Genomic DNA, 18,142 nt, shown 5'->3' with positions numbered 1-18,142 from the left:
AGGGAAAACTAAATTGCAGAGGGTTGTACCGTCTGAAAAAGTTTTGTTGTTATTTATTGCACAGGAAACCCAAAATAATATTATGTACCTAAAATGAGAATGAGAATTATTATAGTATAAACTTGTCAATAGGAATTTTGATAGAGGCACAGCATGCGTTGTGGGGAGAAAATACGTGATTTTGAACTGTAGAGGAATTAGAACAAGCAAGCAAAAAAGCGGCATCTTGCCGATAATTGCTTTGCTGATGTTGTCAATAACTGCTGGCTGTAGTCAATCGAATCCAAATCAGGGAACAACTTCCGAACAGTCGCCGCAAGCACAGGAAGCTGCTTCTACGCCACAGGTGCAATCGGGAAAAACTAAAGTAGTGACAACATTTTTGCCGATATATTTGTTTACTAAAGCAGTAGCTAGGAATGTGGCAGATGTCGAAATTTTAGTGCCACCTGGTACGGAGGTACATGAATATCAAGCGACACCACAAAATGTCAAAGCGATCGCAACTGCGAATGTGTTAGTAAAAAATGGTTTAGGTTTGGAGGGATTTCTGGAGAGTACTGTTAAAAATGCCCAAAATAGCAAATTAGCCGAAATTGATGCAAGTATTGGTATTAAACCCTTAAATGAAATTTCACCCGTTGTAAAAACGTCCCAAGAGGAAAAAGACGAGGAACATACCCAAGGTAATCCTCACGTTTGGTTAGATCCAATTTTGGCAAAACAGCAGGTAACTAATATTCGAGATGGATTAATTGCTGCTGACCCAGCGAACAAAGCAACTTATGAGGCGAATGCTGCGACTTATATTAAAGAATTAGAAAGTTTAAACAGCGAATTTCAACAGACTTTGCAAAAAACTCCTAGTTGTACCTTTATTACCTTTCATGATGCGTTTCCATATTTAGCTAAACGTTACAATCTCAAGCAAGTTGCTGTGGTACAGATTCCCGAAGATCAGCTTTCACCAACGGATGTGCAAAATGCAGTCAATGCAGTGAAAAAGTACAAAGTTAAAGCTTTATTTAGTGAACCCGGAGTAGATAACAAACTTTTATCCAGCCTTTCCAAAGATTTAAAATTAACTTTGCGTCCTTTGGATTCTTTAGAAACTGGCGAAACAGATCCACAGTATTATTTCAAGGCTATGAAGGCTAACTTGCAAACTCTGCAAACGGCATGTAAATAGGTTTGTCATTTGTCCTTTGCAAAAGACTAATGACCAATGACTAATGACTAATGACCAATGATTAATGACCAATGACTAATGACATTGCTATTTTAAAAGTAGAAGGATTAACTGTCTATCAAGGCAGCTATCTAGCTATTCGAGATGTTTCTTTTGAATTATTGCCAGGAACAGATACAGCCATCGTTGGCCCTAATGGTGCTGGTAAAAGTACTCTGGTAAAAGCGGTTTTAGATTTGATACCTCGAAGTGCTGGTACGATTCAAATATTCGGTCGTCCAATTGTAAGGCTGGGGCGTTTACGTAACTTGTTGGGCTATATGCCGCAAAATTTCATCTTTGACCGCAGCTTTCCCATTTCTGTCAGCGAGTTAGTAGGACTTGGATGGGACAAGGAAGGGAAAAAAGGGGATTTATTTTTCTCTCGGCTGTGGAGACAAGACCGAGAAAAATCGGCAGCAGTAGAAGAAGCTTTACGGCGAACCGATGCTTATCATTTACAGCATCAAGCTATTGGTACTCTTAGCGGTGGTCAACTCAAGCGGGTTTTATTGGCTTATTGTTTAGTAATGCCTCGCAAACTCTTGGTACTCGATGAAGCCTTTGCTGGCGTTGATGTGCAAGGTTCAGCAGATTTTTATGCTTTGCTAAATGAATTAAAGCGTCAGGAGGGTTGGACAGTACTGCAAGTTTCTCATGATATTGATATGGTAAATCGCCATTGCGATCGCGTGCTTTGCCTGAACCAAAGTATTGTTTGTACTGGTAAGCCAGAAATTGCCCTTTCACCGCAAAACCTGTTAGCAACATACGGCCCAGGTTTTAGTCGTTACCAGCATCAACATTAATACCCACAAGTATGAATTTCTTTAATGATTATCAGATAGCAAGGCTAGCGATCGCCAGTAGTAATGACTTGGTAAGCTTGTTAACATTCCCCTTTATGCAGCGTGCGATCGTCGGTGCTGTGTTAATGGGAATACTTGGCGGGATGTTGGGCAGTTTTGTTACCTTGCGCCAGTTGTCCTTTTTCAGCCATGCGGTTGGTCATGCAGCATTAGTAGGTGTAGCGTTAGGTGTGCTGCTACAAATAAATCCGACTTGGATGCTGTTACCTTTTACGTTGGTTTTTGGGGTTATTGTCCTCTACTTCATCGACAAAACCGACTTAGGTAGTGATAGCATCCTTAGCATAGTGCTATCTGGGGCATTAGCGATCGGTGTGATTCTCACTAGCCTAATTAAAGGATATCGTGGCAACTTGATGGCTGTGCTATTCGGCGATATTCTAGCGATCGATACCACAGATTTGATTTTGACGCTGCTAGTACTTGTGGGAGGCAGCATATTTTTATTATCAACCCTGCGGCAGCAAATTTTATTAACCCTTAACCCCGATGTAGCGCAAGTTCAAGGTATTCCCGTCCAGTTGTACCGCTATGTGTTTGTGGTCTTGCTTTCACTCGCTGTTGCTGTAGCGATTAAAGCTGTTGGCGTTTTACTGGTGAATGCCTTTTTGGTTATTCCTGCCTCTACCGCCAAACTGATGAGTCATCACTTTAGCCGCTTTCTGGTCATGTCGGTGATAGTTGGTTCCATTAGCAGCATTGCTGGCATTATTGTGTCAGGTATTTTTAACTTTGCTTCTGGGCCAAGTATTGTTCTTGTTCAATTTCTGCTATTTGTAGCCGTTTTCATCTGGTTTAAGCTAAATTTGAAAGCCGCATAAATGTTTTTTCTCCAAAGGCTTGCTATTTTGTTGGATGTTTGCTACATTTATTAATCGTGGCTCACAAAAGCCCCAGCCGGGATAGCTCAGTTGGTAGAGCAGAGGACTGAAAATCCTCGTGTCACCGGTTCAAGTCCGGTTCCTGGCATAATCATAAAAACCTCTGAAAGCCTTAGCGTTCAGGGGTTTCTTGTTTATCTAAATAACTCTATTTCAGCGCTTGTTATTGGTGTAAAGATGGGTGATTTTAGGCCATGTTGACTATTTTTGGACATCTTTGCCTAATTTATACCAATACGCTTGGGTTAAGGCTAAAAAATAAAACTAGTGTAGTAGCGTGACATGCTTAAAATGTTGGGTTTAAAAAAATTACAAAAACCAAAATCCAATCATTAACAGAATCATTCAACCCAATAAATTAAGCTTGCCAGGCTAGTAGATTGGGTTGAGGAACGAAACCCAACATTATCAAGGCTTTGTTGGGTTGCGCTTTGCTTAACCCAAGCGTATTCTAATCTATAGAGGTAAAGTTGGGATAAATCAGAACGCACTGATTAAAAAACAAAAAGACCAGCCTCCCACAGCCGGTCTATAAAATGTTTTTTTGCGTTGTCTTCTCAAGAGAGTTAAAACCCAATTGCGCGTTCCCAAAATGCAACGGGCAACTTTTCTTAACAATATTGTAACAGTCAACACAGATTTTTCGTGAAACTTCATCAAAAAATATTCAAATAAAGCTTAAAAGCTTCTATCTATCAGGATAATTCAGCAAATCGCAGGGTAGAAAAAGAGTAGAGAAGCAGGGGGAGCAGGGGAGGCAGGGGGGCAGAGGGAGATGAGGGGGACAAGGGGACAAGGGGACAAAAGTTTAGAATTTCCAACAAGTCTTTCCCCTTGTCCCCAATTCTCCTTGTTCTTAAGTCCTCTTTCCCATGCCCAATGACTAATGACTAATGACCATTTGTGGTTTTCCCCAGAGAATGCTTTCCTGCTTGTAAATTGCAATCCCCGGTTTTGCTCCTTTGGGTTTGTAGACGTGTTTTAGCTGAGTGTAAACTACTGGCACTTGTTCACTCTGACGGGCGCGACTGTAGTAGGCGGCAAGATTAGCTACAAATTGCAAATCAGCTTCTTCTGCAACAGCACCAGGTTCTAGACGTAATAGCACATGGCTCCCCGGAATTTCTTGAGCGTGGAACCATAAGTCATAATCCCCAGCTACACGAAAGGTCAATTGGTCATTTTGGCGATTGTTGCGACCGATTAATACTTCAAAGCCGTTGGGGGTAACATAACGATGAAAATTGGTGCTGGGGGGTTCAGTAGCACTGCGGCTGCGATATTCTGGATCTTCTAAATACTTTTGTCCAATCAACTCTTCGCGGATTTCTTCTAAAGCTCGCAAATCTTCTGCTGTTTGGTAGGTGTCTATCTGAGCGATCGCAGCTTCTACTTGTTCTAAATAGTCAATTTCTGTCTGCACTTCTAATAGTAGCGGTTCGACGGCAGCACGAGCGCGTTTGAGCTTTTGGTGTTGTTTGTAAAGACTTTGGGCATTTTGAACGGCATTTTTATCTGGCTGGAGAGCGATCGCTACTGGTAAATTTGTATCAAAATCAGCAAGGATAATTTCTTTCATCCCTGGTTCCCAGTTTTGCAAATGAGCCATCAACAAATCAGCTTTCTGTCGATACTCATCGGCTTGATCTGATTGCTGCAAGCGCGTCTTAAAGGTTTGAGCCTTATTGCGTAATTTCGCCAGAATATTATTCAATTTCTGACTCAACTGATGGCGCAATTGTAAAAATAATTGTTGGTCAATTTGGTTACTGTAATAGCGGTTAAGTAACTCTTGGATATTTTTGACCTTTTCAACTGCACCCCAACCCATGACGCTGTAGCCATCTTTTGTCCAAGCGGGTTGAAATTTACCCGAGTCCAAAGCTTGCAGCCATTCTTGCCAACGTTCAAATAGCCGTCGCCAATCGTAGGGGTTGAGAGTATCGGTGGATGTTTCTGGTGCGATATTTGCTTCTAGCAGCATTAAGTCCAGTAGTGCTGCACTCAAGCCACTATAACTTTTCAGCAATTGCCGCTTGATTGCTCCTGGCACTAAACTTACCCGTTCTTGCCAACGTTCTTGTGATTCGCTCAAACTGGGGACAGTTCCAGTCAGCTTTGGCGGTGTTTCATAAGGTTGTCCGGTTTGGATGGGACGGACACTAGATTGTTGCTGACTAACTTGATGAGCAGCAGTGATAATTATATTGTTGGCATCGGTGAGAATGACGTTGCTATACTTGCCCATGATTTCTGCATAGACATGATATACGGCGGTTTCTCCAGGACGACGGGCAAATTGCAAATCAATAACCCGCTCCCAAGGGGCGATCGCTTCAATAGCTACCAGTGCTAAACCATTCAATTGGTGTATCAGTTGTTGGCTAAAAGTAAAGGTATCTGGCGATCGCGGTGGTGGATCGCCGATGCAAATATGTGCAGCTTGAGGATGCCAAGAAATTTGTAGCCAATCTCGCTGTTTCAAGGTGCGTAATGCCATCGCAATAGTGTAGCGATCGCGCTGGTAAACCTGTTCTAAACGTGATGGTAGCCAGTTAGCGCGGATTTCGCTACAAGCAGCTGTGAGAGTGGTAAAGTCAACTGGTTGCAAAGCGATTAGTTGTTAACATTCAAATGGTAGCGATCGCTATGCTTTTATTTTCGTTTGGTCAAAGCATAGCAGACCTCAACTATCATAGCGGTTACTTGGTTTAGTGATAGCTAACACAGAAATCTATTATTCAGACAGACTCTCAGCTGAATTGAAGAGACGTAGCACTGCTGCGTCTCTACAACGATTTTGGTATTATGCAAAATCATTTTCATACATAGAATCAGCAACGCCCTGATCTTTATTGAGTCTTCTGAAGAAGACTTTAGCTATTAGCATCAGAATTCATTCTGAGGCGGTTGTTGGGAATGGTGCAAGTTCTGAGCTTACTGCAAGCCCATAATTGTAATAGCTCAGTTGCCAAATTTACCCAGCGATCACTAAGGATTGTGCAAGGGTTTTGAGACTCTAGATGTTATAACAAATTGCACTTTTCTTGGAAAAAAGGCTTGAAACCCTTATCATGACTACATTACACTTTCATTGAGCAAGCCCTAATTAGGAGACTTTGGGTTTCAAGCTGGTTTGCGGTGATAAAATCAGAAGAATCAGCCGTTCTAGAATTACGAAAAGCTATAAACTTAACTAATAGGGATTAGCTCAGAATGAATGACCAGCAATTATTTAATGATCGTCTGGCTGTGTTGGCGACAATGCACCAAAAAGAAAAGGTAATTGCTCCACTATTAGAACAAGAGTTAGGCATTAAAGTTATAGTACCACAGGATTTTAATACTGATATTTTTGGCACATTTACTAGAGAAGTAAAACGTCCGGGAACACAAATTGCGGCAGCTAAATTAAAAGCAGAGAAAGCTTTAGAATTAACACGAGAAAATTTAGCGATCGCCAGCGAAGGTAGTTTTACACCCCATCCATTAGTTCCTTACATCTACTGTAATAGAGAAATAGTTGTTTTCTTAGATAAAATCAATAATCTAGAAATTATTGGTCAGGAAATTTCTACAGATACTAACTTTAATCATCAAATTATAACAAATTTAGATGAGGCATATATTTTTGCTAAGAAAGTTGGTTTTCCAGAACATGGATTAGTTGTCTGGTTTGAAAATTTAGAAAATAGATGTAATGAGATAACTAAAGGTATTACAAAAGAAATAGATTTGATAACATCAGTTGATTATGCATTACATAATTCCCCAGATAGTCAGGTAAATATTGAGACAGATATGCGGGCAATGTATAATCCCACTCGGATGAAAAATATTGCAAAAGCTACCCATAATTTACTCAATAAAATTAGCAGTTGTTGCCCAAATTGTAATATCCCTGGTTTTGAAATAACTGAAATAATCCAGGGATTACCCTGTGAATTTTGTCAGATCCCAACCACCTTACCACTGGCCGCAATTTATCAATGTAAAAAATGTGATTTTAATCAAGAGAAACTATTTCCTAATGGTATGAAATTTGCGAATCCAGCTCAATGTATGTACTGTAATCCGTAGGGTATCTCTACACGGGGAGAATGTGGGGGATTGGTCAGAATTGGGATTGCTGGGGGTGCGTAACTTGTCGCCGTAAGCATCCATCGCTTAACACCTAAAATACTGCTATGGTCTATCACTACCAGATTGTCCTAGAGAAAAACTTAGATTTAATATGAATGAAAGTTTAGCAGCCACATTAGGGGAACTACAAGCACAAATATATTGGTTACATGATGCTGAGGAGTTTACAGAATTGGCATCAGCAGCAGCTACTATATATATGAAACTTGATTATACTCAACAGCAGGCAGAAACGGCAGGTAAGTTAATTAGTGAAGCTTATCAATTAGCTGATGATGCTGCTAATGCCCAGAAAGCAGATGATTTTGACAAAGAAATACAATTTTATCATCAAATTAAAAATAAATTAACCCAAGTAGAAACTATATTAGGTTATCAAACCAGCATTGCCATACATCAAATGAAATGGTGGATGTATTTTCGTCACAGACAGAAACTACAAATTCTGCTTCATTTATTTTTACAACATTTTAAAGCAGTGAGATTAATCAACTTCCTTACTGCTCTTAAACTTACATATTTTCTAATGGAAATAGGTAGAGTTCACAAATCGCGTGATATCGAAACCACCAAAGATAATGCTATAAAATACTGGACAGAATTATTGAAAATCAAACCGCCACAATATCCTTATCTTGGTTAAATTGCTGATTTTTAGGCTTGAGCGCGATCGCTTTCCGTTTTACTCTAAGAATGGGGAGAGCGATCGCTTTCTTTTATAAAATCTGAACATCATCCCAAATCACTCAGCAAACAAGAGGATATGTCTCAACTTTTCGCCGTTGTTGTCGCAACAGTTCCAGAGTATTACGACTATAAAAACGCTCACCCAGAACATGACCAAAATCAACTGGCTTGGTTTCGTGAGCAGTATGATAAAGGAACACTACTATGCTGTGGGCCGTTTTTTCCTCATGATGGAACGGGGCTGTGGGTCATTCAGGCGGAGAATTTAGAAGCGGCTCAAGCAATTGTCAACAGTAGCCCCCGTGTGCGGGATGGGATGTTAGCGGACTCTGCTAGAGTTGTGGAGTGGCAGGTTCACATTGGACATGAGCGTTTTGAAGGTGTAAATAGATAGAAGCGATCTTCCGTTACCTAACGGTTCAAATCAAGTGCGGGTTAATTGCAGGGACACAACATGTTGTGTCCCTGGGCATGTACTTCATTTACCTGAAATACGCTGTAAATGATGGTTCTTCAGTACATATTATGCTGGACTTATAAATAAAGTCGGTCACTTTCTTTGAAAATCAAGCTTTACAGGAAGTTATAGCTTCAATTTCAGAAATTTTATCCCAGATGCTAAGATTAACGGCTGTTATTATTGCCCAGTAAGGATTTTAAGCTTATTGATAGACGTATTTAGCATAACAAGTACTGAAGAACCTAAATGATTGAGTAATGGTGAATGACGACTAGGAAAATAAAATTATTGCTTACTTCCGAGTTACCCATTCACCATTATCTGTTAAGCAAAAGAATTATTTAGCAACCAAAACTGGCTGTTTTGCTGTTGATTGAACTAATTCGACTGTTGACTCCACTAGTTCTTTTGCTGTTGATTGAACTAATTCGGCTGTTGATTCTACTAGTTCTTTTGCTGTTGACACTACTGGTTGTGGCTGCAAAAGTTCGGTGTAAACTTCACTCAGTTGATGTGCTACACCATCCCAGCTAAACTTAGTTTCGACGCGCTTTCTACCAGCTTTACCCAATTCATCTCGCCATTCTGGAGCTAAGAGAATTCGGTCAATGGCAGATGCAAAAGCATCTACATCTTGTGGTGGTGCTAATAAACCAGTTTCTTCATTAACTACAGTAAACTGAAGTCCGCCGACATCACTTGCTATTACTGGTGTACCGCTTGCCATCGCTTCGATCGCTACGAGTCCAAAGGGTTCGTAGTGACTGGGAACAACGCAAACATCAGCAGCTGCATAGTAAGTTGGCAAAATATCTTGACTCAGACGACCAGCAAAAGTGGTAAAGTCGCTCATCCCCAATTCGTTGACGATTTGCTCAATGCGATCGCGCTCAATGCCGTCGCTGTTACCTGGAGTACTACCACCACCAATAATTAGCTGAAGATTTTCGGAGTCACGTAGCGAAGACTCATTTACTGCACGCACCAAGGTTTCTATACCTTTGCGTGGATCAAAACGCCCTACATATAATACTACTTTGGCTTCTTTATCAATTCCCAATTTAGCCCTGGCTGCTTCTCGTCCAATCGAGCCAAAGCGCTCAATGTCTGTACCGCAGGGAATGATGTCGATATTGCCTTTAGTGGAAACTAGCGATCGCATGTGTTCCTGTTCTTGCGGACTTGTCGCTACAATTCGCTCTGCTTTTTCCAACACCTCTTTTTCTACTGCTAATCGCACACTAGCAATCAGAGGAATATTATCTATAGTGTTATACTTGACTGCTCCTAAGGAGTGGTAGGTGTGAACCTGTTTACTATGTTGGATTTTATTTAACTGCATCCCCACCCAACTAGAAAGCCAATAGTTAGTGTGAACTAACTCGTATTTGATGCCATTTTTTACTTGAAATTTGAGGAAATTATCCACAAATTCTGGCAGAAATTCAAAAATTTCATCTCGCGGCACAAACTCAAGCGGGCCAGCTTTTAAACGAATAGTGCGGCAATTTTCGCTGTGTTCAACAATCGAGTCTTGCTCCAGACTCGCTTTGCGAGTAAACATATCAACTTGCCATCCCAGGTGCGCTAGTGCTTCACCCACGTTACGCACATAAACATTTTGTCCCCCAGCTTCTTCTTTCCCTATTTCAATCGCCGGGTCTCCGTGGACGGAAATCAAGGCGATACGTTTTTCGGTGATAGAGTTCATAGTTTGTGTGTTGCTGATTTTAACAAAGTTTTAAGCTGTTCCAAACTCGTGTATAGCACACTGACCCAAATTGTTTAGGAACCTTGATTAATATTGATTTTAATTTACTATGCCTAATATTTTTTTACATCTTCTGCCAGAAGTATACTATTAGAATAAATACAAATATTTAATTTCTTTAGATAGAGAAATTTTTTATCTTGGAATTTCATACTTTTGATAGATGAAAATTATATTTTCTCTATACAATTTCTAAATAATTTGTGAGAGTAAAACTATTGGAAAGCCTATAAATAGGTACTTTTAGCTTCAGCAACTCTCTTGCTTCAATCTGGATCGCTATTTTAGTTAAAAATATTTAATGCTTTTGATAGATAAATATTATAGTTTTCGTCTTATTTATGGAGATATAATCTCCTAGATACATGCATTAACTTGAGTTTGACACACAGAAGAAACGGCGGCATACACAGCCTCTTGTAAGCTGTTACGTAAATAAACATTGCACATCCACTAGTGAGGTTGTCATTTGTCCAAAGTGCAATCGGTAAACACTTTCAGTAGATCGAAAAGTTTTCCAGAAGCCTGAAGAGCCGTTCATTTGAGTTTAGGAACATAGTCTGCCGGAATCCTGTTGGAGTCTGCTTTTCAAGGAACGGGCATTGTTGGTGGGTTAAGAGTGCAGTGCAAGCGATCGCGATCGTCAACCCCAAAACGTCGGCTGAAACCCTGATTATTTCGTCAACTTATAAAAGTTTTCGATCTACTGACTTTTGACTAATGACTAATGACGGTTTACATGGGAAATGCTGCAATATATAGGCGCGTTAGGTTAGAGAAAGTAGTACCACAAGGTGGAAGTCCAAGCCCTTTTCATTCCACAGAAGTTTTTGATAGGGTCATTTTTGCCTGTCTCTTGCTTGAACTCACGTTGTATTAAGTAGTAAGAATAAGTGTTAAATATTGATGCAAAATCGGGTACTTTCTGGAATTTGCTTCGGAAAGTCTCAGATTATATTTGCAATCATTAATAAATTTCAGGAGCAAATCAGGTGTTTACTTCAACCTTACTCGCTGCCGCAACCACACCTCTGCAATGGAGTCCGACAGTTGCACTGATTATGATTATCGTTAATATCGTTGCCATTGCCTTTGGTAAATCTACCATCAAATATCCCAACGCAGAACCAGCACTACCCTCAGCCAATTTCTTTGGGGGTTTTGGTTTACCAGCCCTTTTAGCAACTACTGCTTTTGGTCATATCTTAGGAGTGGGCGTTATTTTAGGACTGCATAACCTGGGAAGAATTTAGGTTATTACCTAAGCCTTTTATTTGATAATTATTTTGTCTCCAGCCTTGAGCCAGAAAGTTACTTCTCTGGCTCTTTAATATGACACGGCAACAACTATCTAACTCTTAACGAATGTCCACTCTAGTACCTTGATAGGAGCTTCTTGTAGTGCTTGAGTTAGTTCAGCACTGTTCTCAAATTTTACTTGGGAGAGGTCACAGGCTTCAATGTTGACTGTAAATTTTTCGTTCTCAAAGGGCCAAGGTTTGACAACAACCAAGTTATCGCTACGCTGCATGATGTCATAACGTTGACCATCAGGGCCCTTGCTAATTTCTAAAAATCGCTCATCATCAGGTAGTTCTTGCTGACATAAAATGAGAGATAGGCGATCGCACCATTGCATGAATGCATAGGCTGCATCAACTTCTTCCTTTTCGATGCCTAATTCTTTGCGCCAACGTCGCTGGTTTTGCAGTTGCTCATCTAAAAGTTTGTCTAGTTCTGGAAACTGACCCCGGCTTGACTCATTTAAACGGCTAATGTGCATAGAAATTAGTAGAGCCACCCACCGTCCTCGGTAGCGGGCATTATTTGCCAAATCAGCCAATTTCTGGATGCTAGCACGTACATCGGCCTTTGAAGAGAGCATAAAGTCCTTTGGCGCACCGACTTCAGTAAGAATGTCCTCTTGCCACTCTTTTTCTAGGTCATCATGATGGGAAATTGCAGCGACAGTTTCATATAACCTTACCGGAGCATCTTTACGCCGCCATTGTCCTGCAAGTTGAGCTGCTAATAAAGCATGAGCGCGGTGATAAATAACTTCCCAACCATTTGGCGTAGCGTTGACAATCACAAATCAATCTCCTGATTCTTAGTTTTGATTTTGAGTTGAATTAATTTCTGAATTCAGAAACGTCGGGGTAGATTTGAAGAGGCGATCGCTCTGACTTCTTCACTGTAGCCTAATTTTAATATCGCACAGAGAGATATATCCAAAGTGCGTGTTACATCCAAATCAATATCAGCAAATACTTATCGACTGAGATTCCCGACTTCTCTAAGAAATCGGGAATTTTGTTATTCACAAATGATTTAAGATTGCTTTTAAGTTGGAAAAAGCTAAATTATCCCTCAAGAATCCCTAACGTAGACAAATAGTTTAGCCATTGCTAGGGCATCGCTAAATAAGGTGGGCAAACAGCCCACCTTATAATTGAGAATTTCTAAGAAGCTCTAACTGCAATCTATTAAATTAAGAGTGACTTTCTAACGGATTCGCAATGTATTTGAATGTTGGCTCAGAATTCCAAGGCCCACGCTCATCTTGACCATTACCGTCTGTAGATAGGTTGTAGTAAAGAGCAACAGTTTCATCTGGCTTAATATTACCAAAGAAAGGATCTGTCAACTTACCTAGCGAATCTAGAGCTTTCATAAACATCTGGGTATGAGAAATTTCTCGTGTTAACAGATGAACTAAAGTTTCTTGGGTTCCTTTGTCAGTTGCCAACTTTATTAACTCTTCGTAAGTTTGACGAGCGCCAGCTTCAGCCGCAACATTAGCTCTCAAATCACGGACTACATCTCCACCTTCATTCAAGTAACTTGCAGTCCAAGCATTACCTTGACTATCTAAAAAATGAGGACCAATTCCTCGCACTGCAAACAGAGTACTCTTATAAGCCTCTGTTTGATCCGTATTTTTAGTATGAGCTTCAATCAGTTTACCAACCATTTCTAAATGGCTGAATTCTTCTATTGCAATGTCTTGAAGCATGTCTTTAATTCCAGCATTCTCAACATGGAAGGATTGAACCCAATATTGAAGTGCTGCACTAAGTTCTCCAGTAGCTCCGCCAAACTGCTCTAAAAGCAACTGAGCAAAACGAGGGTTTGGTTCAGTAACGTTAACTGCATGAATAGGCTCTTTTTTGTGAAAAAACATAGATTTACACTTCCAAAAATTATGATTTTACAGAATTAACAAACTATTTTATTGTCTTCTAGCATTTTTCAACATTTAGGTAATTTGAGATTTAATAGCTTCTCAAACTAGTTCACTAGAAGACCAATAAAATACGGTAGTCATGTTAGTGTCGATAACTGCCAATCAGCCATTAAACATTGCTGCTTCTTCTGATTAATCCCCACAGATAAATAGCAACAATTGCGCCGATCACAGCTACTAAAATACCTGGAATAGTTAAACCAGCGCCAGCCGCAGTTATTTGCAGAGTTCCTGTTCGTAGTAAGGTAAACAGACTTCCACCAACGAAAGCCCCAATTATACCCAAAATCATTGTGGAGAGAATTCCACCACCTTGATAACCAGGATAAATAGCTTTAGCTATGGCACCTGCCAAAAGTCCTAAAACTACCCAAGCAAGAATACTCATAACGGCCTCAACAATCTCACTTGTATCTAAGTTATCAACTCTGATTCATAATTCTTTCTACCAGATGGGATAAATGCTAAATCCAAAAGTTAGACAAAAAACTTTACATCAAGATTCTGATGGAAATTGGCATTTTTATTCTATACATAAATCAAAATTGATCGGATAAATCAGGAATTATTAAATACACCAGTCTAGACATTGAAAATTATATTTTTCTGTATCTACCTGAAGATGTAAAAAATAATCTAACTTTTTGGAGATGAATTAAAATAATTGGTAACTCGGAATTAGCAGAACTTATATTAATTCTTTACGATAACAACACTTAAAAATGGCGATCGCCTTATTTAAATCCCCCCAATTGTAATTCTCAAGATAGTCAAGATAGATTGAGGGGATAATATATAGCGGACATTAGCATAAATGGTATCAAATAGCACGAGAAAATTTTGTCTCTCGTGTTCTTGTATGAGTATCAAAGATGACGGCAATATTTCTGACTAGTAATCTACCGATATCTGTAATCTGGATCTGATTTTTTGATAAACTAACTAGACCATCGGCTTCTAGTGGTTTTAACGCCTCTAGTTCGTCAGAAAAATATTCATCAAATTTGAGATCATATTTATTTTCAATGTCTTGCTTATGCAAATGAAAGTGAGACATAATACTCATAATCACATCGCGTCTGATGATGTCATTTTGAGTAAGCTTGATACCTTTGCTAACAGGTAAAGCACCTGCTGCAATTGTGTTATAATAATCCTTTAATTCCTTGTGGTTTTGAGCATAAGCATCTTCTAACATACTGATGGATGTAGAACCAAAACCAAACAATTCTGTCTCAGCGTGGGTAGTGTAGCCCTGGAAATTGCGTTTGAGAGTGCCATTGCGTTGAGCGATCGCTAGTTCATCATTAGTTTTAGCAAAATGATCCATCCCAATAAATAGATATTGGTTATTCGTCAATTCTTCAATGGTCATTTTCAGAATTTTTAACTTTTCCTCTGCTGCGGGTAATGCCTCTTGAGGAATATTTTTTTGTGTAGGTTTGATCCACGGTATATATGCAAAGTTAAAGACAACAATTCGGTCAGGATCTAACTCAACAGTTTTTTTCAATGTTTCCCGAAATGTTTCGCGGGTTTGATAAGGTAAACCATAAATAAGGTCTACATTCACACTTTCAAACTTAGCTTCTTTAACCCAACTCATGACATCAAATAGCATTTCTTCTGGCTGGACACGATTTATAGCTACTTGAACTTGGCTATTAAAATCTTGAATGCCAAAACTAATCCGGTTAAACCCAATTTCTCTTAAAAAGAAAATGTAGTTTTTATCAATATAGCGAGGATTAACCTCAATTGAGATTTCTGCTTGTGGATCGATGTTGAAATGGCGATTGATGTTTTTCCATAAAAATTCTATTTGGTCACGATCCAAGTAATTAGGAGTACCGCCTCCCCAGTGGATTTGCAGCACTTTTCTGTCTCGATCGATTAAAGCTGCGGTGTTTTTGATGTCTTGAGCTAAAGATTCTACGTAAGGTTTAGCAATATTCTTGTTGTTAGAAATTACCGTGTTACAGCCGCAGAAGTAGCAAGCACTTTGGCAAAAGGGGATGTGGAAATACAAACTCATAGGAGTTTTACGTTGATTCGAGGCTGCGATCGCGGCCTTAAAATCAGTTTCAGTAAATGTTTCGCTTAACTCTGTAGCAGGCGGGTAACTGGTATATCTAGGTGCGCGAGTATCGTACTTTTGAATCAAATCTAGATCAAACTTGACACCAGGTAATAGAAAAACCATTGAGTTGCTTTCCAATGAATGAAGGGAGTAGGGGAGGTAGAAGAAGCAGAGGGAGAATGACAAATGACTAATGACTAATGACTAATGACTAATTAGTTAGGCTATTAAACATAACTTGACCGAGTGCTTTAATCAAACTTCCTTCTAACTCTTGAGCTATTTGTAAATTGAATCCAAAGGCATTATTAGCTTCTGCAACAATCCGTTCTGCTGTTATATCATCAACTGGTAATTCATTTAATGCCTGACGATACTTATCCTTAAATGCCTTTTTGTCAGGAATTTGCTCAAAATTGTAAAAGGATGTGCCTTCATAGCCAGAAAGCTTCAGGGCTGACTGAGCAACTTTTTGTAGCATTTGACCCCCAGAAAGATCGCCCATGTAGCGAGTATAGGCATGACCTAACAATAAAGCTGGTTCACTAATAGAAATTTCCCGAATGCGGTTAATGTATTTTTGGGTAGCCGGTGAAGGTGTAACTTGCTCTCTCCAATTATTGCCATAATAGAACACCATGTCTTTTTCGAGCGAGGATTGGCGATTAAGTTCGGGGAAGTAAACCGCACTAATCACAGGATGCTCTACATGGCTCTTTAATGCTGCTTCTAGTTCGCTGTAGACATAATACAAGTTGCTTAAGAATTTGGCGAAGCAGTCTCTATCCACAACTCCTTTCAGAAAACATTTCATAAATCCCACATTTTCTGCTGAGGTGTGGGACTGTTGAGTTCCAGAGCGCAGTTTAATAGCTAGATTACTACTCATTGTTGCTTCCTTTACTTTCAAGGCAAGGCTTCTGGGCATTCACCGACTTAGGATGCCTGCCAGTGCCAGCTAAAAGATTGTTATTCTAGGTTTAGAGATGGATCTGCATCACTCTATCTGGCAAGTACCACTGCCGATGTAGATCCCAGCTATTTTTATTTCTTCTAAGATTATTTAACTATTAATTTATATATAAGGATAAAGATATTAGTATTTATTTATATTTTTCTGATTTTCACCCTTAGACACATCCTAGTTAAGTAGTAACAAAACTGATTGTGCAATAGGCATTTAAACTCTCCCGAAACAACGGGTAATAAGTTTATTTCTCACAATTTACTCTCAATAATTTAACTGATGTCTACAAACAACTATTTATGCTTAGATAACTTTTAAAGCATGAAATAATCGAAGGATTCTTATGGTTAAGTCTCTGGAAACCTCACAGTCTGAGTTGCTAAAACCAGGTGTAAAAGCGCCTGTTCAAGAAACATTATTAACACCTCGGTTTTATACTACTGACTTTGAAGCTGCGGCGCAATTGGATATTTCGTCCCAGGAAGCTGAGTTACTGGCAATTGTAGAGGAGTTACGAGCTGACTATAACCGTCATCACTTTGTCCGTGATGAAGAATTTCAGCAGTGTTGGGATCACATTGATGGAGAAACACGCGTTGCTTTTATTGACTTTTTGGAACGTTCCTGTACCTCAGAGTTTTCTGGGTTTCTGCTGTTTAAAGAGCTATCACGCCGTCTGAAAAACCGCAATCCGATTTTGGCGGATGCTTTTAATTTTATGGCGCGGGATGAAGCACGCCATGCAGGATTTTTAAATAAGTCAATGGCAGATTTTAATCTTTCCCTTGACTTAAGTTATTTAACTAAAAATCGCACTTATACCTTCTTTCCGCCAGAGTGGATTATTTACACAGTCTACCTGTCTGAGAAAATTGGCTACTGGCGCTATATCTTGGTGTATCGGCACATGGAGAAACATCCAGAACACCAAATTTATCCACTATTCCGTAAGTTTGAAAGTTGGTGTCAGGATGAAAATCGACATGGAGATTTCTTTAAAGCACTGCTGCGATCGCAACCTCAACTATGGAACAATTGGAGAGCCAGATTGTGGGTGCGTTTCTTTTTATTGAGTGTTTTTGCTACTCACACATTGACAGTATTTGAACGCGCCACGTTTTATCAATCCATTGGGATAGATCCGCGCGAATATAATACCAGAGTCATTCAAGAGACGAATAACACCGCTGCACGGGCATTTCCCCTGATTTTGAATACAAATCATCCAGAGTTCTTCCGGCGGTTAGAAAAGTGTTCTGACCTTAATTTGAAACTAGCAGAGATTAATAACAGCAATCGCTCACCAGTTGTAAAATTCTGCCAAAAATTGCCCTTGATCGCTTCCATTGTTGGGCATCTATTGCAGACTTACCTAATTAAACCCGTTGATGCTGAATCATTGAGAGGGACAGTTCATTAACTAGATAACTGCATACATTAACTGAATCTACAAGTCTTATTTGGGAATCTCTCACTCGAATTCTATAAGTTATACCGCCAGAGAATGAATTCTCTGGCTAATAGCGCAAATCCACTCAAGTGGACTCAATCAGTCTTCTTTAGAAGATAGCCCCAGAATTCATGATACTACTGGCGAATTGGTAGGGAGTCTAAGAGGATGTTTGAAAAGTGGTATCTTGTGCTTTTAATCACATTTTTACCCCCCTTAATCCCCCCTTATAAAGGGGGGAAACAAGAAAAATCTGGTTCCCTCCCCTTTATAAGGGGAGGGTTAGGGTGGGGTAAAAAATATGTTTATAAGGGGAGGGTTAGGGTGGGGTAAAAAATATGTGATACATGAATCATTAC

Annotated in this window: 14 protein-coding genes, 1 tRNA gene and 1 pseudogene; 9 read left to right on the top strand and 7 right to left on the bottom strand. The window is 39.6% G+C overall.

The features are described 5' to 3' along the window. Nucleotides 1-247: 247 nt before the first annotated feature. The 4 genes from RMY00_RS15985 (at nt 248) to RMY00_RS15970 (ending at nt 3,066) form a co-directional block, all read left to right on the top strand. Complete coding sequence (locus RMY00_RS15985) at nt 248-1,189, top strand: metal ABC transporter substrate-binding protein (protein ID WP_322648628.1); 942 nt, start codon at nt 248-250, stop codon at nt 1,187-1,189. Nucleotides 1,190-1,260: 71 nt separating this feature from the next. Next, on the top strand, nt 1,261-2,037 hold the full coding sequence (locus tag RMY00_RS15980; RefSeq protein ID WP_322648476.1) for a metal ABC transporter ATP-binding protein: 777 nt from the start codon (nt 1,261-1,263) through the stop codon (nt 2,035-2,037). 11 nt (nt 2,038-2,048) lie between these two features. Next, nucleotides 2,049-2,918, top strand: coding sequence for a metal ABC transporter permease (locus RMY00_RS15975; protein ID WP_322648475.1), 870 nt, complete (start codon nt 2,049-2,051; stop codon nt 2,916-2,918). Between the two features lie 75 nt (nt 2,919-2,993). Further along, a tRNA-Phe gene (locus tag RMY00_RS15970) sits at nt 2,994-3,066 on the top strand. A 795-nt stretch (nt 3,067-3,861) separates the two neighbouring features. Here RMY00_RS15970 and RMY00_RS15965 read toward each other — a convergent pair. After that, complete coding sequence (locus RMY00_RS15965) at nt 3,862-5,589, bottom strand: NFACT family protein (RefSeq protein ID WP_322648474.1); 1,728 nt, start codon at nt 5,587-5,589, stop codon at nt 3,862-3,864. A gap of 605 nt (nt 5,590-6,194) precedes the next feature. Between RMY00_RS15965 and RMY00_RS15960 the strand changes: the two genes are divergently transcribed. From RMY00_RS15960 to RMY00_RS15950, 3 genes are all read left to right on the top strand, one after another. Then, complete coding sequence (locus RMY00_RS15960) at nt 6,195-7,058, top strand: DUF6671 family protein (RefSeq protein WP_322648473.1); 864 nt, start codon at nt 6,195-6,197, stop codon at nt 7,056-7,058. A 154-nt stretch (nt 7,059-7,212) separates the two neighbouring features. Continuing rightward, nucleotides 7,213-7,764, top strand: a complete 552-nt coding sequence (locus RMY00_RS15955; protein ID WP_322648472.1) for a hypothetical protein — start codon at nt 7,213-7,215, stop codon at nt 7,762-7,764. A 120-nt stretch (nt 7,765-7,884) separates the two neighbouring features. Next, nucleotides 7,885-8,202: a YciI family protein gene (locus tag RMY00_RS15950; RefSeq protein WP_322648471.1), complete on the top strand. Its 318-nt coding sequence runs from the start codon at nt 7,885-7,887 to the stop codon at nt 8,200-8,202. Between the two features lie 541 nt (nt 8,203-8,743). Here RMY00_RS15950 and RMY00_RS15945 read toward each other — a convergent pair. Further along, nucleotides 8,744-9,979 (bottom strand): annotated as a pseudogene (locus RMY00_RS15945) (glycosyltransferase family 4 protein); the annotation flags it as partial. A gap of 1,052 nt (nt 9,980-11,031) precedes the next feature. On the opposite strand from RMY00_RS15945, the gene psaK reads away from it, so the two are divergent. Next, nucleotides 11,032-11,292: a photosystem I reaction center subunit PsaK gene (psaK, locus tag RMY00_RS15940; protein ID WP_322648469.1), complete on the top strand. Its 261-nt coding sequence runs from the start codon at nt 11,032-11,034 to the stop codon at nt 11,290-11,292. A 98-nt stretch (nt 11,293-11,390) separates the two neighbouring features. Here psaK and RMY00_RS15935 read toward each other — a convergent pair whose 3' ends face one another. The 5 genes from RMY00_RS15935 to RMY00_RS15915 form a co-directional block, all read right to left on the bottom strand. Next, entirely contained in the window at nt 11,391-12,131 is a 741-nt protein-coding gene (locus tag RMY00_RS15935; RefSeq protein WP_322648468.1) for a DUF3891 family protein, read from the bottom strand. A 399-nt stretch (nt 12,132-12,530) separates the two neighbouring features. Next, nucleotides 12,531-13,223 carry a manganese catalase family protein gene (locus tag RMY00_RS15930; protein WP_229484792.1) on the bottom strand — a complete coding sequence of 231 codons (693 nt, stop codon included), beginning with the start codon at nt 13,221-13,223 and terminating at the stop codon, nt 12,531-12,533. A 172-nt stretch (nt 13,224-13,395) separates the two neighbouring features. Further along, the gene (locus RMY00_RS15925; protein WP_322648467.1) at nt 13,396-13,674 is read right to left on the bottom strand and encodes a GlsB/YeaQ/YmgE family stress response membrane protein; all 279 of its coding nucleotides are present in this window, start codon (nt 13,672-13,674) and stop codon (nt 13,396-13,398) included. 432 nt (nt 13,675-14,106) lie between these two features. Beyond that, nucleotides 14,107-15,489: an oxygen-independent coproporphyrinogen III oxidase gene (hemN, locus tag RMY00_RS15920; RefSeq protein ID WP_322648466.1), complete on the bottom strand. Its 1,383-nt coding sequence runs from the start codon at nt 15,487-15,489 to the stop codon at nt 14,107-14,109. Between the two features lie 88 nt (nt 15,490-15,577). Continuing rightward, the gene (locus RMY00_RS15915) at nt 15,578-16,255 is read right to left on the bottom strand and encodes a heme oxygenase (biliverdin-producing) (protein WP_322648465.1); all 678 of its coding nucleotides are present in this window, start codon (nt 16,253-16,255) and stop codon (nt 15,578-15,580) included. A 421-nt stretch (nt 16,256-16,676) separates the two neighbouring features. Between RMY00_RS15915 and acsF the strand changes: the two genes are divergently transcribed. Then, entirely contained in the window at nt 16,677-17,753 is a 1,077-nt protein-coding gene (acsF, locus tag RMY00_RS15910; RefSeq protein WP_322648464.1) for a magnesium-protoporphyrin IX monomethyl ester (oxidative) cyclase, read from the top strand. Nucleotides 17,754-18,142: the final 389 nt, after the last annotated feature.

Source organism: Nostoc sp. ChiVER01, from assembly GCF_034531155.1.
Taxonomy (GTDB): Bacteria; Cyanobacteriota; Cyanobacteriia; order Cyanobacteriales; family Nostocaceae; genus Nostoc.
The sequence above is the reverse complement of the archived record's forward strand: the minus strand, read 5'-3'. Positions and strand labels throughout refer to the sequence as shown.